The 24,435-nt window shown below is 62.1% G+C and carries 18 protein-coding genes and 1 pseudogene; 8 read left to right on the forward strand and 11 right to left on the reverse strand.

Annotated elements, in window-relative coordinates:
- Positions 1-10 precede the first annotated feature (10 nt).
- Both QSV46_RS20740 and QSV46_RS20745 read right to left on the reverse strand, forming a co-directional pair.
- Positions 11-1,210: a pyridoxal-phosphate-dependent aminotransferase family protein gene (locus QSV46_RS20740; RefSeq protein WP_314955591.1), complete on the reverse strand. Its 1,200-nt coding sequence runs from the start codon at positions 1,208-1,210 to the stop codon at positions 11-13.
- A gap of 211 nt (positions 1,211-1,421) precedes the next feature.
- Entirely contained in the window at positions 1,422-2,624 is a 1,203-nt protein-coding gene (locus tag QSV46_RS20745) for a pyridoxal-phosphate-dependent aminotransferase family protein (RefSeq protein WP_409997186.1), read from the reverse strand.
- Between the two features lie 134 nt (positions 2,625-2,758).
- Here QSV46_RS20745 and QSV46_RS20750 point away from each other — a divergent pair, with 134 nt between their 5' ends.
- From QSV46_RS20750 to QSV46_RS20770, 5 genes and pseudogenes are all read left to right on the forward strand, one after another.
- A complete protein-coding gene (locus tag QSV46_RS20750; protein WP_314955594.1) occupies positions 2,759-3,496 on the forward strand; it encodes a GntR family transcriptional regulator in 738 nt (245 codons plus the stop codon).
- 105 nt (positions 3,497-3,601) lie between these two features.
- Positions 3,602-6,577, forward strand: a complete 2,976-nt coding sequence (locus tag QSV46_RS20755; protein WP_314955597.1) for an FAD-binding and (Fe-S)-binding domain-containing protein — start codon at positions 3,602-3,604, stop codon at positions 6,575-6,577.
- Positions 6,570-6,998: a GlcG/HbpS family heme-binding protein gene (locus QSV46_RS20760; RefSeq protein ID WP_314955600.1), complete on the forward strand. Its 429-nt coding sequence runs from the start codon at positions 6,570-6,572 to the stop codon at positions 6,996-6,998. The genes QSV46_RS20755 and QSV46_RS20760 overlap by 8 nt, the downstream gene beginning before the upstream one ends.
- A gap of 1,790 nt (positions 6,999-8,788) precedes the next feature.
- Positions 8,789-10,144: an integrase arm-type DNA-binding domain-containing protein gene (locus QSV46_RS20765; RefSeq protein WP_314955603.1), complete on the forward strand. Its 1,356-nt coding sequence runs from the start codon at positions 8,789-8,791 to the stop codon at positions 10,142-10,144.
- A gap of 204 nt (positions 10,145-10,348) precedes the next feature.
- Positions 10,349-10,906, forward strand: a pseudogene (locus QSV46_RS20770) (IS110 family transposase); the annotation flags it as partial.
- A 582-nt stretch (positions 10,907-11,488) separates the two neighbouring features.
- Here the strand turns inward: QSV46_RS20770 and ccoS are convergent.
- The 9 genes from ccoS to QSV46_RS20815 form a co-directional block, all read right to left on the reverse strand.
- Positions 11,489-11,662, reverse strand: coding sequence for a cbb3-type cytochrome oxidase assembly protein CcoS (gene ccoS, locus QSV46_RS20775; protein ID WP_314955606.1), 174 nt, complete (start codon positions 11,660-11,662; stop codon positions 11,489-11,491).
- Positions 11,659-13,929 carry a heavy metal translocating P-type ATPase gene (locus tag QSV46_RS20780; RefSeq protein WP_409997187.1) on the reverse strand — a complete coding sequence of 757 codons (2,271 nt, stop codon included), beginning with the start codon at positions 13,927-13,929 and terminating at the stop codon, positions 11,659-11,661. Before QSV46_RS20780 ends, ccoS begins: the two co-directional genes overlap by 4 nt.
- Before the next feature lie 30 nt (positions 13,930-13,959).
- Positions 13,960-14,745, reverse strand: coding sequence for a DUF2189 domain-containing protein (locus tag QSV46_RS20785; RefSeq protein WP_314955611.1), 786 nt, complete (start codon positions 14,743-14,745; stop codon positions 13,960-13,962).
- Between the two features lie 234 nt (positions 14,746-14,979).
- Positions 14,980-15,861 carry a cytochrome-c oxidase, cbb3-type subunit III gene (gene ccoP / locus QSV46_RS20790; RefSeq protein ID WP_314955614.1) on the reverse strand — a complete coding sequence of 294 codons (882 nt, stop codon included), beginning with the start codon at positions 15,859-15,861 and terminating at the stop codon, positions 14,980-14,982.
- Positions 15,852-16,031 carry a cbb3-type cytochrome oxidase subunit 3 gene (locus QSV46_RS20795; RefSeq protein ID WP_409997188.1) on the reverse strand — a complete coding sequence of 60 codons (180 nt, stop codon included), beginning with the start codon at positions 16,029-16,031 and terminating at the stop codon, positions 15,852-15,854. The genes ccoP and QSV46_RS20795 overlap by 10 nt, the downstream gene beginning before the upstream one ends.
- Positions 16,032-16,033: 2 nt before the next feature.
- Entirely contained in the window at positions 16,034-16,765 is a 732-nt protein-coding gene (gene ccoO, locus QSV46_RS20800) for a cytochrome-c oxidase, cbb3-type subunit II (RefSeq protein ID WP_314955620.1), read from the reverse strand.
- Between the two features lie 5 nt (positions 16,766-16,770).
- Entirely contained in the window at positions 16,771-18,429 is a 1,659-nt protein-coding gene (gene ccoN / locus QSV46_RS20805) for a cytochrome-c oxidase, cbb3-type subunit I (RefSeq protein ID WP_314955623.1), read from the reverse strand.
- Between the two features lie 231 nt (positions 18,430-18,660).
- Positions 18,661-19,524: an alpha/beta hydrolase gene (locus QSV46_RS20810; protein ID WP_314955626.1), complete on the reverse strand. Its 864-nt coding sequence runs from the start codon at positions 19,522-19,524 to the stop codon at positions 18,661-18,663.
- A gap of 9 nt (positions 19,525-19,533) precedes the next feature.
- Positions 19,534-22,041, reverse strand: coding sequence for an alpha/beta hydrolase (locus tag QSV46_RS20815; RefSeq protein WP_314955628.1), 2,508 nt, complete (start codon positions 22,039-22,041; stop codon positions 19,534-19,536).
- A 136-nt stretch (positions 22,042-22,177) separates the two neighbouring features.
- On the opposite strand from QSV46_RS20815, the gene QSV46_RS20820 reads away from it, so the two are divergent.
- The 3 genes from QSV46_RS20820 (at position 22,178) to QSV46_RS20830 (ending at position 24,431) form a co-directional block, all read left to right on the forward strand.
- Positions 22,178-23,104 carry an alpha/beta hydrolase gene (locus QSV46_RS20820; RefSeq protein ID WP_314955631.1) on the forward strand — a complete coding sequence of 309 codons (927 nt, stop codon included), beginning with the start codon at positions 22,178-22,180 and terminating at the stop codon, positions 23,102-23,104.
- A complete protein-coding gene (locus QSV46_RS20825; protein ID WP_314955634.1) occupies positions 23,101-23,694 on the forward strand; it encodes a hypothetical protein in 594 nt (197 codons plus the stop codon). Before QSV46_RS20820 ends, QSV46_RS20825 begins: the two co-directional genes overlap by 4 nt.
- Before the next feature lie 89 nt (positions 23,695-23,783).
- A complete protein-coding gene (locus QSV46_RS20830) occupies positions 23,784-24,431 on the forward strand; it encodes a CoA transferase subunit A (RefSeq protein WP_314955636.1) in 648 nt (215 codons plus the stop codon).
- Positions 24,432-24,435: the final 4 nt, after the last annotated feature.

The following is a 24,435-nucleotide window of genomic DNA, read 5'->3' on the forward strand; positions in this document are numbered from 1 at the left end:
AGCTGAGCCTTTAAGCCACCTGAGCCTTGGCCATCGGCACCACGTCGCGCCCCTTCAGGACGTCCATGGCCGCCAATACGCCGCCGCTCCGGTGCGGAATCTTTGCAAGATCCAGGCCCATCTCGACGCCGGCGAGCGTGCCCATCAGCATCAGATCGTTGAAATGGCCGATATGGCCGATGCGGAACACCTTGCCCTTGACCTTGTTCAGGCCGGTGCCGAGCGACATGTCGAAGTTTTCCAGCACCACTTTGCGGAAGGCATCGGCGTCGTGTCCATCAGGCACGCGCACGCCGGTCAGTGCCGGCGAATGCGCGGCAGGGTCGGCGCACTGCGTCTCCAGGCCCCAGACCTTGGCCGCGGCGCGCGTTGCCGCACTGTGGCGCTTGTGCCGGGTCCAGACGTTCTCCAGGCCTTCCTCTTCCAGCATCTTGACCGCTTCGCGCAGGCCGTAGAGCAGGTTGGTGGCGGGCGTGTAGGGGAAGGTGCCGAGCTTGTTGAAAGCGATGACCTCCTGCCAGTCCCAATAGGAGCGCATGCCGGGATTGGCCTTGGCAACGCTGAGCGCCTTCTCCGAGACGGCGTTGAAGCCGAGGCCAGGCGGCAGCATCAGGCCCTTCTGGGAGCCTGCGACCGAGACGTCGATGCCCCAGGCATCGTGCTCGTATTCCATCGAGCCAAGGCCGGAGATAGTATCGACCATCAGCAGCGCCGGATGTTTTGTGCGGTCGATGATCTTGCGCACCTCGGCGGGGGGCGTGACGCAGCCGGTCGAGGTCTCGTTGTGCACGACGCAGACCGCCTTGATCGCGTGCTGCTTGTCGGCGGCCAGGCGCTGCTCGATCTCGGCGAGGTCGGCGCCATGGCGCCAGTCGCTCGGAATGAAATCGACGTCGAGCTTGAATTTCTCGGCGATGCCGCGCCACAGCACCGCGAACTGGCCGGTCTCGCACATCAAAACCTTGTCGCCGGGCGAGAACACGTTGACCATCGCCGCTTCCCAGGCGCCGGTGCCGGATGACGGGAAGATGATCACGGGCTGCTTGGTGCGGAATACGCGCTGCATCGCGGCAAGCACGCCAAAACCGAGCTCGGCGAACTCCGGACCGCGATGGTCCAGCGTCGGCATGTCCATCGCCCGCAGCACCCGGTCGGGCACGTTGGTCGGTCCTGGAATCTGTAGGAAATGCCTTCCAGTATGCACGGTCATCGGCGTCCTTCCCGGTCTTGCCTTGATTTTGGTGGCCGCCGAATAGCACCAATTGACCGGCTTGTCCCCTCTCCTGAGGGCCACTCCCATGCATAAGCGGCGGACCTCCGCCGCCCCCTCTTGCGGGGCCTCCACCGGTCCAGACGGCCCCCTCCCTGGCCTCCGTGAGCGGGCATTCAGGGTGAACCAGGAAGGCGGAAACGCCGCCGCTCTAGGTGCCGACCACCTTCAGGTGCGGGGACGCATTGCTCTGCGGTCGCTGCTCCAGGAGCTTCATCGCGACCTCGATGCCGCCGGAGCGATGGGGCACGCCGGCAACCGACAGGCCCATCTCGACGCCGGTCAGCGCGCCAAGCAGCGTCAGCGCGTTGCATTCGCCGAGATGGCCAATGCGGAAGACCTTTCCGGCGACCTTGGACAGGCCCGATCCGAGCGACATGTTGTAATTGTCGAGCACGACCTTGCGGAACTGATCGGCATCATGTCCCGGCGGCATCAGCACCGCCGTGAGCACCGGGGAGGACTCGGCCGGCTCCTGGCAGAGGATCTCGAGCCCCCAATGATTGACGGCGGCGCGCGTTGCGGCCGCCAGCCGCTGATGCCGCGCGAACACGTTGTCGAGCCCCTCTTCGAGCAGCATCGCGATCGCCTCGCGCAGGCCGTAGAGCAGATTGGTCGCGGGTGTATAGGGGAAGAAGCCGTTGGCGTTGGGCTTGAGCATCTCCTCCCAGTCGAAATAGGAGCGCGGCATCTTGTTGGCTTTCGAAGCGGCGCGGGCCTTTTCGGAGATCGCGTTGAAGCCGAGGCCGGGCGGCAGCATGAAGCCTTTCTGCGAGCAGCTGACGCTGACGTCGACCTTCCACTCGTCGTGGCGGTAGTCGATCGAACCGAGCGACGAGATGGTATCGACCATCAGCAGTGCCGGGTGGCCGGTGCGATCGATTGCGGCGCGGATCTCCGCGATGCGGCTGGTTGCGCCGGTCGAGGTCTCGTTGTGCACGACCATCACCGCCTTGATCGCGCGGACAGTGTCGTCGGCAAGCTTGGCCTCGATCACCGCGGGGTCGGCGCCACGGCGCCAGTCGCCGGGAACGAAGTCGACCTCGATGCCGAAGCGGCCAGCCATCTGGCGCCATAGGGCGGCGAAATGGCCGGTCTCGACCATCAGCACCTTGTCGCCCGGCGACAGCGTGTTGACGATGGCGGCCTCCCAGGCGCCCGTCCCCGACGACGGGAAGATGATGACCGGCCCCTTGGTCTGGAAGATTTTCTGGCTGCCTTCGAGCACGGCCCGGCCGAGCTCGCCGAATTCCGCGCTCCGGTGGTCGATGACCGGCATGTCCATGGCGCGCAGGACGCGCTCGGGGACCGGGCTCGGGCCCGGAATCTGAAGGAAATGGCGTCCCTGGTGCATGAAAATCTCCCTGTGAGCGGACTCTCGCCAACTCCGGAAACTATTTTGCATTCATTTTTTGTCCTTTCAATCGAAATTTGGTATGCGATTGTGAAACATCGACGCGACCGGACAGGCAAACTATTGTGCTGCAAATGAAATCCACGATTCCCGATACCGGGGTTCCAATCGCCCCGCCGGCCGGCAATGGCGGCGACCGCCAGGAGGCCTCGCTCCATGGCGAGATCCTGCTGCGGCTGCGCGACCACGTGGTCGAGGGCAACATTCCCGACGGCGCCCGCGTGCCCGAGCGGCAGCTCTGCGAGATGCTCGGCATCTCGCGCACCCCCTTGCGCGAGGCCCTAAAGGTGCTCGCCGCCGAAGGGCTGATCGAGCTGCTGCCCAACCGCGGCGCCCGCGTGCGCCAGCTCAGCCAGCGCGATCTCGAGGAGCTGTTCGACGTGATGGCGGGACTGGAGAGCCTGGCCGGACGCCTTGCCTGCGAAGCTATTACGGACGAGGAAATCACAGGGATCGAACATCTGCATTACGAGATGTACGGCCACTATCTGCATCGCGACATGCACGGCTATTTTCAGACCAACCAGCGCATTCACGAAAGCATCGTTGCGGCCGCACGTAACGAGGCGCTGAAGACGGCCTACGCCAACTTTGCCGGGCGGATCCGCCGGGTCCGCTATTCGGCCAATTTCGCCCGCAAGCGGCAGCGCTGGGCGGAAGCGATGCGCGAGCACGAGGCCATCCTCGATGCGCTGCGTCGCCGCGCCGGCAGCGAGCTCAGCGACGTCCTGTTCCAGCACCTGCGCAACAAGCGGACGGCTGCGATCGAGCACCTGACCGAGCCGCAAGAGGACGCGCCGGCCTCGCCCTGAGGGCGACTGGCTTCCTCATTTTGAATTCATAATATACCGGTCAGAAACGAGAATGAATACTCCAGCCCGGCCTGGGCGCCTTGCTGGATCAAGCCAGGACCAGGGATGACAAACGCCTCCTCGCTCGAACGGCGCCTGCGCGCGGAAATGTCCGGCGACGTCCTGTTCGACGGCTTCAGCCGCGGCCGCTACGCCACCGACGCCTCGTTCTACCAGATCATGCCGGCTGGCGTGGTCGTGCCCAGGACCATGGATGAGGCCTTGCTGGCGCTGGCAATCGCCCGCGACGAGGGCCGAAAGGTCACCCCGCGCGGCGGCGGCACCTCGCAATGCGGCCAGACCGTCAATGACGGGCTCGTGGTCGATCTCTCCAAGCACCTCAACCGAATCCTGTCTCTCGACGTCGAGGGCCGCACCTGCATGGTCGAGCCCGGGATCGTGCTCGACGACCTCAACCGCCAGCTGAGGAAGCATGGTCTGTGGTTTCCGGTCGACGTCTCCACGGCCTCCCGCGCCACCATCGGCGGGATGGCCGGCAACAATTCCTGCGGCGGCCGCTCGCTTCGCTACGGCACCATGCGCGACAACACGCTGTCGATAGAGGCGTCGCTCGCCGACGGCACGCTCAGCCGTTTTGGCGAGGTGTCGCGCGATCTCTCCGATCTCGAAGCTGGCTACAGCACCCGCGCCCTATTCCGCGACATGCTCGATCTCGGCACCCGCGAGGCCGACGAGATCGCCGCGCGCTTTCCAAAGGTGCAGCGCCGCGTCGGCGGCTACAATCTCGATGCGCTGGTGCCGCGCAATGCGCGCAACAACTTGGCGCATCTGTTGGTTGGCTCCGAGGGCACCCTCGCCTTCACCACCAAGGTCGAGCTGAAGCTGTGGCCCGTCATCCGCAACAAGGCGCTCGGCGTCTGCCATTTCGGCAGTTTCTACGAGGCGATGGATGCGGCCCAGCATCTCGTCAAGCTCAAGCCGATCGCGGTCGAGCTGGTCGACCGCACCATGCTCGCGCTCGGCCGCGACATCGCCATGTTCCGCCCGATCATCTCCGCCGCGATCAAGGGCGATCCGGATGCCGTGCTGGTGGTCGAATTCGCCGAAGAGGACCAGGCGGACAACCTCGTGCGCCTCAAGCAACTCGGCGAGCTGATGGGTGATCTCGGCTTCGGCTGGAACAACGACAGACGCAAATGGGGCGGCGTGGTCGAGATCACCGAGCCGGCGCTTCAGAGCGGCATCGCCGATTTCCGCGCCGCCGGCCTCAACGTCATGATGTCGATGAAGCAGGAGGGCAAGCCGGTCTCCTTCGTGGAGGACTGCGCCGTGCCGCTGCCGCATCTGGCCGACTACACCGCGCGGCTGAACGAGGTGTTCGCCAGGCACGGCACCAGCGGCACGATGTACGCGCACGCCTCCGAGGGCTGCCTGCATGTGCGGCCGGTGCTGAATTTGAAACTCGAGAAGGACGTCAAGGCGATGCGCGCCATCGCCGAGGAGGCCTTCGCGCTGGTGCGCGAGTACAAGGGCTCGCATTCCGGCGAACATGGCGACGGCCTGGTGCGCTCGGAATTCCACGAAACCATGTTCGGCGAGCGTCTCGTCGCGGACTTCAGGGAGGTGAAGCAGCGCTTCGACCCTGACGGCGTCCTCAATCCCGGCAAGATCGTAGATGCGCCCAAAATGGACGATCGTTCGCTGTTCCGCTTCAAGCCCGACTATGGCGTTGCTGAGCTCAAGACAAAACTCGACTGGTCGGCTTATCCCGGCGCCGGCGGCGGTTTCCAGGGCGCGGTCGAGATGTGCAACAACAACGGCGCCTGCCGCAAGCTCGAGGGCGGCGTGATGTGCCCGTCCTACCGCGCAACACGCAGCGAGAAGGACGTCACGCGAGGCCGTGCCAACACACTGCGGCTCGCGATGTCCGGCCAGCTCGGCGCGGGCGCGCTGTCCTCCGACGAGATGATGGAGACGCTCAAACTCTGCGTCTCCTGCAAGGCCTGCCGCCATGAATGCCCGACCGGCGTCGACATGGCCAAGATGAAGATCGAGGTGCTGGCCGCACGCGTTGAATCCCACGGCCTGACGCTGCGCGACCGACTGGTCGGCTATCTCCCGCGCTATGCCGGCCTCGCCTCGCGCTTCGCGCCGCTGGCAAATTTGCGCAATCGGAGCCCATTCCTGCGAAAGCTGTTCGAGCGTTTTGCCGGCATCAGCGCACGCCGGGCCCTCCCCGCCTTCCGCAGCGACGTCTTCGTGCCACCTGCGGCGAGCGTGGGGCCGGAAACCGGCCGCGAGGTCGTGCTGTTCGCCGACACCTTCAATCGCGTCTACGAGCGCGAGAATCTCGACGCCGCGCTGCGGGTACTCACCGCCGGCGGCTATCGCGTGCATCTGCCGAAGCCCGCGAGCGGCAGCCGCCCGCTGTGCTGCGGCCGCACCTTTCTGTCCGCCGGTCTCGTCGAGCAAGCCAAAGCCGAGATCGATCGGCTCGTCGCCGCCTTCGCGCCCTTCGCCGGGCGCGGCGTGCCGATCGTCGGCCTGGAGCCGAGCTGCTTGCTGACGCTGCGCGACGAGCTCGCTTCGCTGCGCCAGGACGAGGACGCCAAGGCCGTCGGCGCCCGCGCCCTGACCTTCGAGGAATTTCTGGTGCGCGAGGCGGAAGCCGGCCGGCTGCAACTGCCGCTGGGCGGCGTCGCGGACAAGGCCGTGGTCCACGGCCATTGCCATCAAAAATCCTTCGGCGCCTTCAAGCCGGTCGAGCAGGTGCTGCGCCTCGTCCCCGGCCTGAAGGTCGAGACCATTGAATCGAGCTGCTGCGGCATGGCCGGCGCCTTCGGCTACGGTGCCGACACGTATGACGCCTCGATCGAGATGGCCGAACTGTCGCTGCTGCCTGCCGTGCGGCGCGCAGACGAGGCGACGCTGGTTGTCTCCGACGGCACCTCCTGCCGCCACCAGATCCACGACGGCACCCGGCGCGAGGCGCTTCACGTCGCGCGCGTGCTGGCGATGAGCCTCGATCGCGCCGATACCAACTCCACTTCTCTCGCTGAAAAGGAAACAAGCCATGGCTGACCTCACCCTCGACATTGCCCGCAAGATCCTCGACGCCGCCTTCGCGAAAGCCGGCGAACTCAAGCTGAAGCCGCTGGTCATCACCATCCTGGACGCACGCGGCGTGCTCAAGATCGCTGCCGCGCAAGACGGCACCAGCCTGATGCGCGCCGAGATCGCGCACGGCAAGGCCTATGGCGCGCTCGCGCTTGGCATGGGCACGCGCGCGCTGTACCAGCGCGCACAGGAGCAGGCCTATTTCATCGACGCGGTGAACACCATCGCCAAGGGCGCACTGGTGCCGGTTCCCGGCGGCGCGCTGATCATGGACGGCACGACGCTGCTCGGCGCCGTCGGAGTCTCCGGCGACACCTCCGACAATGACGAGGCGTGTGCGGTGGCAGGTATCCAGGCGGCCGGACTGAAGCCGAACGCAGGATAGCGAACGTCCATGTCGAGAGCGAAACAGAGCAATAGTTTGCTGCGCAAATGCAGCGGCCAAACTATCGCCTAGGGTCCGACGAACGCGTCAAAACGGCGATCCCTATGTCTGAACGCGACGAGGGGATGGCCAAAAAGTGCCACCAGTCCGCTCTCGCGCGCCCCTGTCACAGGATTTCGTGACTGCGGCGGACCGGGCCTAGACGAGACAATCCAGAGTACCTCCACGGAGAAATCTTGGTTGCTTCCTCGCAATGACGGAGCAAACGGCTGCATCGCGATCCTCCAACCCGTCTTCCAAGAGCATACCTTTTGCATTCTCGCGGCGGATTTCGCCCGAGCTTCGCTTCGTCTCTCCACCCTCTCGACAAAGAGGGCGCAGGGATGGCCGGGTGCCGGCTGGCACCCGCGGTCAGTTGCGCCAAGCCACGCACAGAAGAACCGCACAGCAGCATACAAGTGTAGCCAATCACTCGGCCTTTCCTGCGCGATGGTTGGCCGGCTTATGCCGTGCTCCCCCTGGAGCCGAGTTCCTTTTGGCCTCTTTCACTTGCACGGAATTCACCGGTGCCGCGCCGGTTGACGCGACTGCCGCCTCCGCAAGAGCTTGACCGTAGCAACGACGGCCAGGACCGAACGGTTTTGCCGTACACACGGCCCGCCGTTTCGCCGCAGTTTTCCCGGCCCTGTTGACGGAGCCGGAAACTTATAGACGAGACAAACCTGACAGCGCCGTTCGTCCGCGCGAAGCCTCAGGGCTCACGGAGAGCAATCCGGACAGCCCTAGCTTTCGCGCCCGATGCTGCCGCGTCCACCGCAAGCCCGGCTCGCGAAAATGACGACCAGCCGATTGCCCCTCAAGGATGAACCGGGATGGGCAAGAGATACGAACTTCGATGAAGTTAAAACTTTTGCGAAGAGGGATTGACGACCTCGCCAAGTCTTGCGACCGCGCCGCTGAGATGACGAGTTTCGCGAGAGCGCCGCCCATCCTGCGGGAGCTGCCGTTCTCTCCTGCCAGGACTTTCAGCTACCAACTTTCGCGTCCGCGACGGCTGGCGCTTGGCCGCGAGCGAGGTTGCCGAGCTTGCGTCAGAGCGGGGCATGACGCGAGGGCTGAAGTCAGGTCGCCAAGACCCGTCTCGAAGCGGCACTGGCCGGATATCGTTCGCGACATGGTGTGCGAGGCGCCGCTGCCGTCGCTGATGGTGGCGTTTCTGGTGGGCGTGCTGGTGGCGAGGCGGTAGGCCCGCGACAACCGCGCGCCAACGAATGAACAGCCATGCCACCGTGGCAAGCCGCCCTGCCCGGCCAAATCGGCCGTGGAGCCGCCCTGAAAATCGTTGCAGAAACGCGCTCCCGAGGCGCTGGCGGCCGGTTCGCCAAGCCTTCAGGAAAGCGTCGATTTTTGGAAGAATGGTCGGAGTGGCAGGATCCAAACCTGCGAGCCCTGCGTCCCGAACGTAAGTAGCAAACGAAAAGATCAACAAAAACAATCAAGTTTGCTCCCGCTTGACCACCTTTATCGTCGATTGTTCACCGAGTTTCGGTGGTCAATCAGTGGTCAGCCTCCGGCTTTGCTCGACTACGCGAAGACCCGTTGATTAAGAGTTCAAAACCGGCGCCTCTCTACGATTTCTGAATCTCCGCCACACTACGACAACGTCCAAGAAGATCTTTTATTTATAGGGGCTTGTCGCATAGCTTCGCAGTCCAGCGAACCCTGACCTTCAAACACCTCAGTTCGCCAAAACCGTTTGAAAACCGTTTTAGCAGTTCTCGTCCGCCCTCATGACCGACATCCGCATTACTCTCAGCGACAAGGCCATCGCTCAGTTAACAGCTCCAGAAGATGGATGGTATTTGGCTCGCGACACTGAGTTGAAGGGCTTCTTTGTCATCGGGAAGCGAAAAAGGACCTTCACTGTTCAAGGTGATCTTAGACAGCGAGGAAAGCGGGCCTCATCCGTTAGAGTATCCATTGGAGATACCAGGGAGCTGACGACCCGAGCGGCCCGCGCAATTGCCAAGGAATATCTTGCTCACATCAGCAAAGGGCAGCACCCAAAAGCGAGGCAAGACTCAAGGGCCGAACAAGCCGAGACCCATAGGAATGTTGTTGTAGCGGTCCCTACCCTGAGGCAGGCTTGGCAACGCTATCTGGAAGCCCACTTGATCCGGAAAGGCCGCAGCGAGAAAACGATAAATGGCTATCGCGATCACGTCGAACGTCTCTTTTCGGAATGGCTTGACACTCCTCTGCTCGATCTTGCGAACGATCCAAGTCGCGTCGCCAAAAAGCATGATGAGCTTACCAAGGAGAACGGTCCCTACATGGCGAATGGCAGCATGCGGACGCTGCGAGCCATTTACAATCATGCCCGGAAGACCAATCGATCGCTGCCACGTGACAATCCCGCAGATGCAGTCGATTGGAATCAGGAGGAGCGCAGGAACACTGGTATGGGCACCGGCGATTTGAAAGGATGGTTCATAGAGCTGGCCGATCTAGATAATGCAATCCGGCGCGAATTCCACCTTTTTACATTGCTGTGTAGGTCTAGGCCCACGGCATTGCAACAGGCCAGGTCCGAACACATCGATTTTCGGCGGCGAGCGCTCCACATCCCAAAGCCCAAGGGAGGCAGTAAGCGAGCGTTCGACATCCCGCTATCTCGGGAAATGATCCTGAGCCTCATACGGGTGCTCCGTTTCGGCAGGCAAATGCATCCGTCTCAGGCGCAAGAATGGTTATTTCCGGCTGAGAGCACCTCAGGACACTTAGCTGAAACAAAGGAAGATCGAGATATCTTGTCAAAATGGGGCAATGACCTTCGTCAAACATTTCGGACGATTGCAACCTCGGCCGGCGTATCGGAATTCGATGCCAAGCTCCTCATGAACCATTCCATCCCTGGTGTGAACGCAGGCTATGTCACTCGACACAAGCTGGTTGAAGACCACCTGCGCAGCCAACAACAAGCTATCAGTACCGCCGTGTTTTCCGCACTCGGTAAGTTGCGCACAGATCAGGGAGCTCTGATCGATTGGCTTGGTCACCGGGCAAGCCGAAGAGCTGTGAGCCAATTCCGATCGAAGCCAACCACTCCCGGCGAGAAGCAAGAAAGAATTCGGCAGGCAGCCTGACCTCAACCTGCCGGCCCGGGTTCCCAGGGACTTCTACCCAGGCGCGCGTCGGGGGTTCGAGTCGCTAGACCGCTACCGCTTTTCCCCACATTGCGCAAATCTGCGATATTTCCTCCAATCCTCCGCCTAAGCGGTAGTTTAAATCGGGGTAGGTCCTCGCACACGAGGGAAGCCATCCTTCATGAGGACGGCGGAACGTCGGATATCCTCGCGACGCGCACCGATGTGCTCTCGCCTCGCATGTTACGCATCATCGACGATCTGCCGGGCGACTGGCGCCGGCTGGATGCGCGTATCGAGGGGCTGTCTAGCGAGATCGAAACGCTGGCCCGTCAAGATAAGGCCTGCGAGCGACTGATGACGGTGCCCGGCATTGGCCCGCTTATCTCCAGTGCAATGGTGGCCGCGATCGGCACTGGAGACGTGTTCTCGAAAGGCCGCGACTTCGGCGCCTGGCTTGGACTGGTGCCGAAGCAGATATCGACCGGCGACCGCACGATCCTCGGCAAGATATCAAGGCGCGGCAATCACTACCTGCGCGCGCTGTTTGTGCAGGCCGCGTGGGTTGTGCTGGTCAAGGTCAAGGGTTGGGAGCGCTATGGCCTCAAATCTTGGATCGAAGCCGCCAAGAAACGATTGCACCACAACGTGCTGGCGATTGCGCTCGCCAACAAGCTCGCCCGGATCGCCTGGGCGGTTCTCAACAAGGGACGCTCCTTCGAGTGCGTCAACACGGAGGAGACGGCGTCCCGAGCTGCCTGATCCTCGCACCGTGCTCGGGGCCATCAAGGCGCGGCCTGACCGCGGTAGAGCAGGACGTCAGCAGCACGACGGCCGGCCTTGACGGCCCTTGCGCGCGGCGCGTCTGCGCGCGCACCCCGCGACAAAGGAACGACCGCCAGGCACGAACTAAGGAACAGCACGAGGTGAGGTGCGATCGATGACCTAACCAACATCCCTTACCCGCCGAGGTCTGCGAGAGGAATGAGACAACGATGGCGGATCGGTCTTCCCGGCGCATGCGAACACTGGTGACCCGAATGGCCCGTTCGAGGCCTGTCCGCTAATTAGCTCGAATGCGCGTTGATATCCATGATGGCCCGGAGCACAACACGCTCCAATCAGAGGCCGGGTACATTGATGCAAGACCGCATCTGCCAGGTTGACGAAACCTCTTGCAACGCGCGGCCGGACCATACATTCGGGTCAAAAGCGCCAATTCTCATCCGCAAATTTCCGATCTGTCCCTATCAGCCGACATTTAGCAGCGCGGCATCAAGGCGAGCTATGGGCCGGAAAGCGGAAGTTCCGCTAGTACGCTTCATGCATTTCGGTATGGGCCGACTACAGCACAGGCGGTATTCCTCGGATTGGAGCATCGCTCTCCTCATGCAGGATTCGCTCGGCGGCGCCGTCAAGATCGTCATACTGGCCGCTCCGGAGCGACCACATGAAGGCTGCGAGGGCCGTGAGCCCGAGCCCGATCGCGATTGGTATTAGGTAAAAGTAGTCCATCATTCGGCGGCCTCCAAAACGGCGGCGGCCGGAGGTGACTCTGCGGGACGCGGCGCCAAGCTTTGCCGGCCTTTCAACCGAAACGCGTTGGCGACGACGAAAATGGACGATGCCGACATCGCTACGGCGGCCGCGAGGGGCGTCACATGTCCCGAAACGGCGAACGGCACCGCCAAAAGGTTGTACGCGGCGGCCATGGCAAAGTTCTGCCGGATTAACCGGCCGGCGCTTCGCGCGACCGAGATCGCCAGAGGCACCGCTGTCAGGCTTTCGCGCAGGAATACCAGATCGGCGGCATTACGTCCGATATCTGCCGCCGAAGCTGGCGCCATCGATGCATGCGCCGCCGCCAGCGCCGGTGCATCATTCAATCCGTCACCGATCATCAGGACCTTTCGGCCGCAGGCCTCAAGTGCGGCGATATGCGCGGCCTTTCCGCCGGGCAATACAGCCGCCAAGTGGGGCACGCCAAGTTCGGCGGCGATCGACCCGACCGATACCTCGCGATCACCGGAAACAATTTCGATCGGAAGGCCGATATCCTTCAGTTCGGCGACCGCTGTGGCCGCGTCCCCCCGCAATCGGTCCTCAAAACGAAAATCCGCCAGACGGCTGCCATTCCGTGCCAGCACGACCGATTCATTCCCCGACGTCCGCTCGTGGGTTGCGTTGGCAACCGCCCATTCCGGCCGCCCGAGCCGATAGGTAACCGCTCCCGCGTGCGCCTCAAGTCCGCATCCCGGATACTCGGAGATGTCGTCGAACTCGACCTGACATGCGGGACGACCGGCGGCGGCATCGACCAGGGCCCGCGAATAAGGGTGGCGGGAATGGCAAGACAGGCCGGCGGCGATAGCGATCAACCCATGATCCACTTCGCCGGATACGACCAAGCGTGGAACGCCCAATGTCAGCGTACCGGTCTTGTCGAACACGATCGTGTCGATTTCGGCAAGACGCTCGAGCGCGCCGCCGTCCTTCACCATGATGCCGCTCTCGAACAGCCGCCGAGCCGCGACCACCTGCACCATCGGCACAGCAAGGCCGAGCGCGCAAGGACAGGTGATGATGAGAACCGCGATCGCGATGGTCAACGCCCGATGCATGTCGCCAGTGGCGGCGAGCCATCCGGCAAATGTCAGAAGCGCCGTGAGATGGACCACCGGTGCGTAAAGGCTGGCAGCGCGGTCCGAGATACGCCGATAGGTCGAGCGGCCTTGTTCGGCCGCTTCCATCATACGCAGCATCTCGCCGAGGAAGGAATTCTCCGCCGTGGCCGTTGCGATGATGGTCAGGGGTCCGGTCAGATTCAACGTACCTGCCCGCAGCACCGAGCCAATCATCGCCGGGAGCGGCGCGTGCTCTCCGGACACCAGCGAGACATCCAGTTCCGAAACTCCCTTGATCACGGTGGCATCCACCGGCACGCGTTCGCCGGCCGCCAGCATGAGGGTCGCCCCAATCCGAATATCGCTCACCGGAAGATAGACCTGGATGCCATCGGCCTGCACCACGAGCGCGCCACGCGCTGCGAGCCGCGCCAGGCCTTTGACCGCCTGCCGGGCGCGTTCGCGCATGATGTGGTCAAGCGTTCGCCCGATCAACAGAAAGAACAGCAACGAAATCGCCGCGTCGAAATAGGCATGCGGGCCATGTTGCACCGTCTCATAGAGGCTCATACCGAAGGCCAGCAGCACGCCGAGCGAAATCGGCACGTCCATGTTGGTACGCCCATGCTTCAGGGCGTGCCATGCCGAACGGAAGAACATCCGGCCGGAATAGGCCAGCGCAGGCAGCGTTATGAAAGCAGACAGCCAGTGAAACAGGTCGCGGGTCTCAGCTCCGGCGCCCGACCAGATCGACACCGATAGCAGCATGATATTGCTCGCGGCGAAGCCCGCGACGGCAAGGGCACGTATCAGTTCCGACATCGCGCCGTCCTTCGTGTCCGACTCGATGTCGAACAAATGGGCCTCGAAGCCGGCCCGCTTGAGCGTTTCGATGAAGGGCGGCGGGACGCTGTCGGAACGCCAGCGGACGGTTGCGCATTTGGTCGAAAGATTGACGCGCGCGCTCTGCACGCCGGAAAGCTTCGTGAGAGCCGCCTCGACCGCTCGCATGCACGCGCCACAGTGTATCGTGGGAACCGAAAGATCGGTCTGTCGGACGCCGTCGGCTACGATGCGGCTTGCCAGCAGAACTTCCTCGCCGGCTGCGCGGGCATCCGGCAGCAGCAACGCCAGCTCAGCTCCCGAACCGCAACATCCCACTGGAGGACTCCAAACGCCACGTGTTCAAGCTCAGGACAGCATGGCTCGATATGCGTGCCAGCTTCCGTGTCCCAGCACCGGAAAAACCACGATCATTCCGAGAAGGCCCGTGATCATGCCGGCAAAAATCAGCACGAGCATGATCGCCGCCCAGGTCAGCAAGACCGGAAGATTGTTCCACACCAGCGCCATGCTGGTGCCCATGGCGGTCAGCGCATCCGTGCGCTCGCTCAGCAGCATCGGGATGGAAAAGGCTGAAACGGCGAATGCGAAAGCCGCAAACAGGCCGCCGACCGCGCCGCCGACCAGCAGCATCGCCCAGCCGATCTGCGTCGTGAACAGCGTGGGCACGATGCGGTCGAGGCCGGGAAACGGCTGCAGCCCGAAAAACAGCGCATACAGGATGACCGCCGCGCGCATCCACAGCAGTGTCAGCCCAAGAAGGAGCACGCCGGCGAACACAATCTGGCCGCCTGATTCCGGCTTGACGAAGATCATGTTCCACAGGTTGACGGGCTTGCCTTCCTCGATGCGCCGGCTCTTTTCGTAAAGCCCGATTCCAATGATTGGCCCGGCCACCATGAATCCGGCGAACGCGGGAAACAGGATATAGTCGAGGTGGAGGGCAAACAGGCCGACGATGGTGACAACCGACACCAGAAACACCAGCACGCCATAACTGATGCTGGCCGTGGGCTGGATGGTGAAATCGCGCCAGCCCGCCGAAAGCCAATCGTAGGCGGCGGCGCGAGGAACGTTCCGCTTCCAGGAATACGCCCGTGGCAGAGGCGGAACAACGGCCGGTATCGACGTCATTGTCGGTCTCCCTGCAATCTCACCGCGGCGTGCATGACGATCTCGCCGCGCTGAATAGTCCGACCTGCGAAGCCCCCTCGCCCGGGCGAATATGCGCCACGCAATCCGGTTGCGACGTCACAGCCGTATAGACGAGGTGCGCATTGGCGATCAGTAACAGCAACAGTCCGGCACAGATCGCGGCCCAAACAACGGCCTCTGTCCTGAATTGCACAATCGCCGCTCCGGTGTCGCTCATCGTTCCCCCGGACGGAGATCGAACAGATAGACCGCAAGTATCTTGCGGTCGAGCGGCGGAAGTCTCCCTTCCCAGCTTGGCATCTGGCCTTGCCGGCCGCCCCACACCGTGTTGGCGATCGACTCGGCATCCCCGCCGTAGATCCAGAACCGATCTGTCAAATCGGGCGCGCCGAGATCGGCTTTGCCCTTGGCGTCGTCACCGTGGCAGGCGACGCAATTGGCTGCGAACACGGCCTTGCCCGCGTCCATTCTCGCAGCAGGCGCTTGCTTTGCGACTGCAGGATCGGAAAGGCTGCGCACGTAAATCACGACGTTATCGACTTCGTCCTTCTTCAGTAGTTGATCGCGCCCGAACGCCATCATCTGCGAGCTCCTGGTCTGCAGATGCGCGGAATTGATGCCGACCCGGATGGTTTCCGCGATGCTTTCGGGATCACCGCCCCAAAGCCACGACGCTGTCGTCAGGTTCGGGAAGCCGTGGCCACCCTGCGCGTTCAATCCATGACACGCCGCACAGTTGTCGCCGAACAGGGTCCGGCCGGTTTGCCGCACCACCTCCATCAATTTGGGATCGGCCTGGATCTCCTTGAAACCTCCGGCCTCGATGCGTTTGGTCCAGACGCCGCGTTCGAGAGCGGCCTGCTTCAGACTGTCAGCAACGACGTTGCGCTGGTCGATGCCGAGCAGACCCTTGGTGTAGGTCACGCCGAGCGGCCACGCAGGCATCAGAACCCAGTAAACCACAGAGAACAAGGCCGTCACGATCAGGAAGAAATAGACCGGCCGAGGCACCGGCGTGTTCAATTCCTTGATGCCGTTCCAGTCATGACCGGTGGTCATATAGCCGGTATGGGGATCGCGTTCCTCTACCGCCATGGCTGATTCCTGTGCGGCTTGTCCTCGTCGCCGAGGATCGATCGGGCGGCCTCGTCGAACTCTTTCCTGTTGGACGGCCAGTAAGCGTAGACGACGATGATGATCGAGAGAGCGATCAGATAGAACAGTCCGAATGACTTGGAGAACCAAACCACAAAATCATTGTCCATGGTCACCCTCCAGCCGCCGCGACCGGCTTGTGCGCGGCATCAGTCAACTTGCCGAGGATCTGCAGATAGGCGACCAGGGCATCGAGTTCGGTGAGTACGCCCGGTTTGCCGTCAAACGCACGCACGTTTGTAGCCTCACCATATCGCTTGGTGACCCCTTCTGCGAAAAGCGTATCGGGCGCCGCCTGTCCGTAGGTATCGGAACTGGCATTGGCGATCATGTCGTCGGTATAGGGCACGCCAACCTTGCGCAGCGCCGCCAAATGCCGGCCGAGGTCATCCCTCCGCAGTTCGGTCCGCCCAAGCCATGAATAATGCGGCATCACCGATTGCGGGACCACCTCGCGCGGATTGTTGAGATGCCTGACGTGCCATTCGTCCGAATACTTGTTGCCCATGCGCGCCAGGTCCGGGCCGGTTCGCTTCGATCCCCAGAGCATCGGGTGATCGTATTTGGATTCGACGGCAAGCGAATACGGACCGTAACGTTCGACCTCATCCCGCAGCGTCCGGATCATCTGCGAGTGGCAGGCATAGCAACCTTCGCGGATATAGATGTTGCGGCCCGCGATTTCGAGCGGGGTGTAGACCCGCATGCCCGGCGCGTCCTCGACGGTCTGATGGATCGTGAACAGCGGAAGAATCTCGACCGCACCGCCGATGCTGGCCACACCAATGATGGCAAGTACAAAGCCGATGGTCTTGCGCTCGAGCCGGTAATGCAGATTGAACATGCCCGTCACTCCGCCGGTTGAGGCGCCGTAACGCCTGCGAGCGCTGGAACGGGACGTTCGGCAATCCTTTGGTCGGCCGGCTGATTCGCCGTCCGTATGGTCATCCAGATGTTGTAGCAGGCGACCAACGCGCCGATCAGAAACAACAGGCCGCCCATGGCGCGAGCAATATAATAGGGATGCATCGCGATCACGCTTTCCACAAAGGAATAGGCAAGCGTTCCGCTTTCATTGTATGTCCGCCACATCAGCCCCTGGATGATGCCGGAATTCCACATCGCAAAAACGTAGATGACCGTTCCGGCAAGTGCGAGCCAGAAGTGCACTTCCACCAGTCTGCCGGAATACATCCGCTCGCGCTTCCAGAGCCACGGCACGGATGCATAGATTGCGCCGAATGTGATCATCGCAACCCACCCGAGCGCGCCGACATGCACGTGACCGACGGTCCAGTCGGTATAATGCGACAGGGAATTCACGGAGCGGATCGCCATGAATGAGCCCTCAAACGTCACGATGCCGTAAAATACCGCCGCGACCATCATGAAGCGCAGGGTCGCGTCGTCGCGAACCTTGTGCCAGGCGCCGTTCAATGTGAGCAGGGCGTTCCCGGCGGACGCCCACGATGGCACCAGCAACATTACCGAGAACGTCATGCCGAGCGTCTGCACCCATTGCGGCAACGCCGTGTAGTGCAGGTGGTGCGAGCCCGCCCACATGTACATGAAGGTGATGCCCCAGAAACTGATGATGGACAGCCGATAGGAGAAGATCGGGCGCCCGGCTCGGACGGGCAGATAATAATACATCATGCCGAGGAAACCGGCGGTCAGGAAAAACGCGACGGCGTTATGCCCATACCACCACTGTGTCATCGCATCCTGCACGCCTGAGAATGCCGAGTAGCTCTTGGCTTGACCGAGCGACACCGGGATCGCCAGATTGTTGACGATGTGCAGGATCGCCACCACGAGAATAAACGCCATATAGTACCAGTTCGACACGTAGATATGCGGCTCCTTGCGGCGAGCCACCGTGCGAAGGTAGACGATGAAATAGGTCACCCAGACGATCACTAGCCAGGTGTCCGCGTACCATTCCGGCTCGGCATATTCCTTCGACTGCGTGACGCCCATGAGATAGCCGGTCGCGGCGATGACGCAGAACAGATTGTAGCCCAGCAGCACGAACCATGGACTCAACTGGTCAGGTAGCCGCGCACGGGACGTGCGCTGCAGGACATAGAACGAAGTTGCAATCAGCGCGTTGCCGCCGAATCCGAAGATCACACCGGAAGTGTGCACCGGCCTAAGCCGTCCGAAGCTCGACCACGCCGCGCCAAATGTCAGATGTGGATAGGCGAGCTGCCACGCGATCCAGTCGCCGACAAAAAGTCCCGCCACGACCCAAACCATCGCGAGGATAATGCCCATCCGACTGGGATCGTCGAAATAGTTGTCCAGCCGGTCGTCGCCGGGTTCTGGCTCGTAGTAGCCGGAAATCACACCGAACGATCCGGCAATACCCGCAACCAGAACGATGGCGCCATGAATGCCAAGCGGATCGCCTTGCCCAGCCACCGCCATTGCTAGTCCGGACGCCGACAACGCAAGCAGGATAATAAGTGCCAACTGCCGTTCGTTCTTGGTCAGTTCGGCGATCATCAGTCCTAGTTCCCTTCAGAAGGCATGCCGCCAATCGATCAATAAAGGGCACTCCGCGGGGGCATACGATCCGGATAGGTGATCGGTAGCCTTGACGTAGATCAAGCAAAGCCCTGGGGTCGAGGCCCGGTCTGGGTCATTCTCGACCACGTCGGCTCGCGGTATCGGCGAGCATGGTTCGGATACCCGCCGCGGATGGATTGATATCGGCCATGGTGTCATTCCTCCTTGTTACGCGGCAAGTCCCCCAAACCACGCACCAAAATAGCCGGCGTAGAGCGCCGGCATTTCGAGATTCATCGAATGGCCTATACCGGGCACCACGACGAGGCGGCAGTCCGGCATTGCCGCCGCCATCGCATGAAGATCGGCGGGAGCGATCCAGCCGTCCCGTTCGCCCCACAATACCAGGTGCGAATGTCCGATTTCGGGCATGCGGCTTTCCAATTCCCGGCTCTCCCGCTCTCGCGTGAGATTGACGGGAGTCCCGATCCAGATGCCTTCGGAGACGCCGAAGCTTTGTTCGATGATCCGCTCGAACAACGCCTGGATGTCCGCGCCCCCTGGACGGAATTGCGGGACCTTATTCGGGGCCATGCTTTCCGGCACGAACAGCGATGAGGCCGCGGTCGCCATCACCGAGCGGGTCAACTCCTTGCTCGCCATCATGGCCCGAAACAGTCCGATCTGATCGGTATTGAAAGCCATACCCAGCGGCGTGACCGGATCAAGCGCGAACACCCGTCCGAAACGGCGCGGTTGCATCAGCAGCATACGGGCCGCGATGATGCCGCCGGTCGAATGCGTTGCAAGATGGCAGTAGTTGATATCCAAGGTATCGAGCGCAGCCAGCATGTCCTTCGCGTGCTGCTGCATCGTGTAGTTGGTGTAGTCAACCGTAGGCTTGGGCCGGTCGCTGTCGCCGCAGCCGCGCCAGTCGATGCCGATGACGCGAAGACCAGAAGGAAACAGCGGGGCAGCGAGCTCGATCCAGTCCTTGCTGGCGAGATTGCCATGGATGAAGACGACCGCGACGTCGCCTCGTCCCCACTCTCGCCAGCCCAGCTGGACTTCGCCTGCCTGCACCCTCGGCATGAACCGGCCCTACTTGTTCAGGCCAGCGGTCGGCGCGGCGCCGGGGGGTGTCGGAGCCACCGGCAAGGCCGAGACCACCGCCCCCTTGATCATCCGGTCGGTCCCGAGGGGCGACGAGGTGTCGACGCTTCCCCGCGTCACGAAATCCACGACGTCAGACGGGTATCCGACCGGATTGTCCGTGTGGATGAAGTGCCCGGTCTCCGGATAGATCTTCAGGATCGGCCGATTGCCCGCATTGGTCATGCGCGTCATGAACGGCGTGATGGCGTCGCGCCCGAGGTCCGTCAGCCCGTTGAATGCCGGCGTCGGGATGAACGGCTCCTTGTCGCCGAATGCGAGGAAGATCGGTGCCTTTATCTGGGTGAGCCGCTCGTACAGGTTTTTCGGATCATCCTGCTGCAGCTCCGCGCCGATCGTATAGATGTCGTAGATGAAGATGTTGCACCACTGTTCAAGCTCCTTCGGATTGCCCTTCGTCAGCCCGACGCGCTGCTCGGTGTGAAGGCGGGCATATTCGCTGTCACTGAAGAAATAGCCGCTCTTCGCCGCCGACACCGCGCCATTCTCCGGGTCGCGCTTCTTGAAGTAGAAGAAGTCGCGGATGTTCTGCTCGTCACGCGCCTTCTCCGCGGCGAGGATCCCGGTCTGGTCCCAGGTCGCCCTCCACTTGTCGAAGTCATGATCGAACGACCGGTCGAACAGCGGCGCCTTCTTGCCCTTTGAGATGGTGATCTCGCGTGGATATTCCTCAAGACCGGACGGCGCCTCCAGCGCCAGACCCTGCACCGCGTCCGGCCAAGTCAGGGCGTAGCCCATCACGAACTGCCCGCCCAGGGAATGGCCGAGGTAGTACGCCTTCTTAACGCCGAGCTGGCTGACGACGAGGTCGTAGATGACCTCGCGCATGTCCTGCATCGTGCGTGCCGGGCTCTTGTCGAGATTGCCGGGCCCGGACATGCCGTAGTGCGGCAGGTCAGGCACGATCACGCGCAGGCCGCTGCGCAGCGCATACTGCATGATGTTGCCGTAGTGACCACCGAAAGCGCCCTTGCCATGGATGACGACGAGGACCTTCGGATCCTTGTCCGTGCCGGCATATTCATCCATGTAGCCGATCTGCCAGGAATTTCCGCCCTTATCTTTGGCATTCGCGTACTTGACGGGATAGGGATAGGTCACGAACTCTTTCCAGAACGACTTTTTGGGGTCGATGTTCTCGGCGACGCCGGGCACGCGATAATTCTTGTCAACGAATTTTTGCGCGCGGTCGAGGCTCGCCACATCATCCATGAAGGCAACGAACTTCGGGTCGTTCTTGCGCTGATTGATGATCGGAAACACACCATAATGTGCGACCGGGCTTTCCTGAGCGATAAGGTCCGCACCGGGTACACGGTCGACCGCTTTCTGAGCCAGCTTGAAGTTCAGCCACAGGTCGTTGGTGATGTGCATCACCAGCGTGCGCGCCTGGATGCGGCCGAGATAGGGGTTGATGTTATGCGTTTCGCCGACACGGTTGCGCCAGACCAGGTCGACCGCATCGTAAAGCTTGGCACGGTTGACGACGTTCAACGCCGCCTTTTCGTTCGGGGGGTCCCAATAGAATATTTCAGGCTGGACGGCGCCCCAATTCTGGGTCGTACGGAATGCAAAGTCATAGCCCGTCATGCCGAGGATCGACCAGCCGAACGCCACGCCCGGCATCGGATGCTTCTCTTTGGCCAGCTTGTAATAATCACCCTTGGTGTCCTGCCACACTGGATCGGATTCGATCGCTGCCGTCATCATCTGGAATGTCCAGTTGCCGACCGGATCTTCGCCATCCGATTGCGTCGTGCCGCCGATCGGCATCAGTGCGCCGATATATTCGGGATGCATCACGCCCCAGACATAGGTCTGCGTGCCGCCCATGGAAACGCCGGACACCAGCGCAACGCGCGCGACCTTCAGCCCATCGCGCAGCATCCGGTAATTGGCCTGAACGATGTCATAGTAGCTGTACTGCGGAAACTTTACGCCGAGACCGTCCGACGGTTTGCTGGCGCCCCAGGTTCCGAGCGGATCGACCATGATGACGTAGTAACGATCTGTATCGATCGGCCGGCCGGGGCCAATAATGGGCACGGTTCCAGACAAGGCTGCTCCTTTGACCCACTGCTCGTACATGTCGGTGGCATCGCCGGAATAGTAAGAGTTGATGACGACGGCATTGGTGATCTCACCGGCGGCGTTGCGCCGCGGCGTACCGACCGCGATATAGGCGGTGTGCAGTTTCCCGGCGCCAAGCGATTCCAGGGTGACACCGCCCTCGCCGCCATTCTCCCACTTCGAGGGATCGGCTAGATGGTACTTGCCGCCAAGTCGGAAATTCGCAATCTCGTAGGTCTTCTTCATCCCGTCATGCTGCATCTGCGACGAGCGGCGCGTGAAGGGCTGCGCGACCGCGAGCGATGTCCCAATCAACAGCAGCAGCAGGCTGATGAGATATCGCCGCATGACATGTCTCCCGATCATGGCGAAATTCCTCCGGTAGGCCTTGATTTTGCCGAACGCTAGGAGCGGACGCGGCGCGACCTTTGATCTAGCGCAAGGGAATTCGCACTGCTCGCGCGAGAATTTCCCCGATCGAATTACATGCCGGATCGCCGCGATGCCTTTCCTCACCCACGGCTCGTACCGGATCCGGTATGAGCTCGACGGTCCTCCGACGGCGCCGACCTACGTGCTGGTCAATGGACTAACTCAATATTCCGAACTGTGGACCGCTTATCGCGACGCGCTCATCGCGCGGGGATTTCGCGTTGCGACATTCGATCTGCTCGGCCAGGGTGCCTCTGACAAGCCCACGCTTTTCATCGATCAGGACGACCATGTCCTTGCGCTGCATCGCCTGATCGAGATGCTCGGTGACGCTCCGGTCTTCCTCAGTGGGATCAGCTTCGGCGGCCTGATCGCGCTGCGCTACGCGATCGAGCATGGGGCGCGCCTCGCGGGCTTGGTGCCCATGAGTTGCTTTGCCGAGCTTTCGCCTCAACTTCTTCTGATCGGCAACGCGCTACGCACCGGCTTGATTCTGGGTGGAACGGGCTATCTCCAGGATCTGCTGCTGCCGATGAATCTGTCGGATGAATGGTTGAAGCCGTTGCTGGACAAGCTCGACGGGGTCAAGCGGCAGGGCTGGCTGGTCAATGACCTCTACGCGCTGCAAAACCTGATGGAGTCGTTCCTGGACTTCCAGCCGCTGACGCCGCAACTCGCCTCGATCGCCGTTCCGACCATGATCCTGAACGGAGAGTTCGACTTCCTGACGCCGCGCGCCCTCCACGAGACCCTCCGAGTCGAAATTCCCAACAGCGCGCTCGTGATCATCCCGGGGGCCTATCACGCTTTCACGTTAGAGAAGGGTGCGCTCACAGCCGACCTGCTCGCGCGCTTCGCCGATGACGTGCTGGCCGGACGCTGGCAAGGTAACAAAGCGGTCTGGATTGCGCCCGAGGATCCTGGTGGTGAGCTCACTCCATTTCCCGCCGGCTATGACCATCTGCGTGCCATCCCCGTCCAGAGGGCCCGGGCATGAGCGGACTTCTCGGACCACTCGACTCCGAAGGCCGCGTGCCGCACGGTCAGCAGACCCGGGTCGCCGCTTTCCTGATCTCGGCCCATGGCGCTCTCGCACGGCAATTCGCCCTCGCCCTGCCGGCGAAGTTCGAAGCCAGCTGGCAGACAGAATTGAACGCTCAGTTCTACCGAGAGAGCGAGATCGTCTCGCTTCTGATGCGCGCAACCACATGGGTGCCGGATCTCGCCCTGGGCTATATGGCGATATCCTGGGAGGCCGCCTGGCTCTCGACGCCGAACGAAGGCATTGCGGATCGCCCTCTTTGGCAAGCAGTCCACCTCGCCACGCTCGCGCATGCCGTCCACGCCGGGATCCGGCCAGCGGCGTTACTACCGCTCGAGGCAAACCCGAATGACCCCTTCGTGATGGCGTTGCGCCGCATCGAGTTCGAGAGCGGGCGTCTGTTGCAGGCGCAAATCCTATTCCTGAAAGGTCCCGACCTGTTACCCTTCCGCGGCACCGTCAGCACAGTCCTGGAAAGCCGACATACCGAATTGCGCAAGCTCTGGCACGACGCGCTCGCGAGCGTGGGAATCGTCCGCGAATGACGCGGAGCCTTGACGCAGATCAAAGCAGCGCGACTTCCGCCCTCCAGCATTCATTGAGCGCCCTGCACGCGCGGACCGGAGTTCCCCTCATGAAGGCCATTTCCCTCGAAGAAGCCGTCGCAATGATCCCGGCCGGTGCGAGTGTCATGGTCGGCGGATTCATGGGTGTTGGAACACCGGAGCGTCTGCTCGACGAGTTGGTGCGGCAGAACAAGGGCGGTCTGTCGCTGATCTGCAATGATGCGGCGATCCCCGGCAAGGGCGTCGGCAAGCTGTTCGATGCTGCGCTGGTCGCGCGATTGACCGCAACGCATATCGGTCTCAATGCGAAGGCACAGCAGCAGATGCTGGCAAACCAGATCGGCGTTGATCTGATACCCCAAGGAACCTTTGTCGAGCGCATTCGTGCGGGTGGATGCGGGCTGGGTGGAGTTTTGACGCCGACCGGCGTCGGCACGCTGGTTGCGCAGGGCAAGCGCGAGATCGAAGTCGACGGAAAGCCTTTTCTGCTTGAGACAGCGTTGCGTGCACAGTTCGCCCTGGTGCACGCCTTCCTTGCCGATTACCTCGGCAACTTGGCGTACGCACTGACCTCGCGCAACTTCAATCCAGTCATGGCAATGGCCGCCGACACCGTGATTGTCACGGCGGAGAACATCGTGCCAGTCGGCGTAATCGCGCCCGACCACGTCGTGACCCCGGCGCCGCTGGTCGACTACCTCATTACAAACGGGTGACGAC

The sequence above is a fragment of the Bradyrhizobium cosmicum genome (assembly GCF_032290525.1).
Classification (GTDB): Bacteria; Pseudomonadota; Alphaproteobacteria; order Rhizobiales; family Xanthobacteraceae; genus Bradyrhizobium; species Bradyrhizobium cosmicum_A.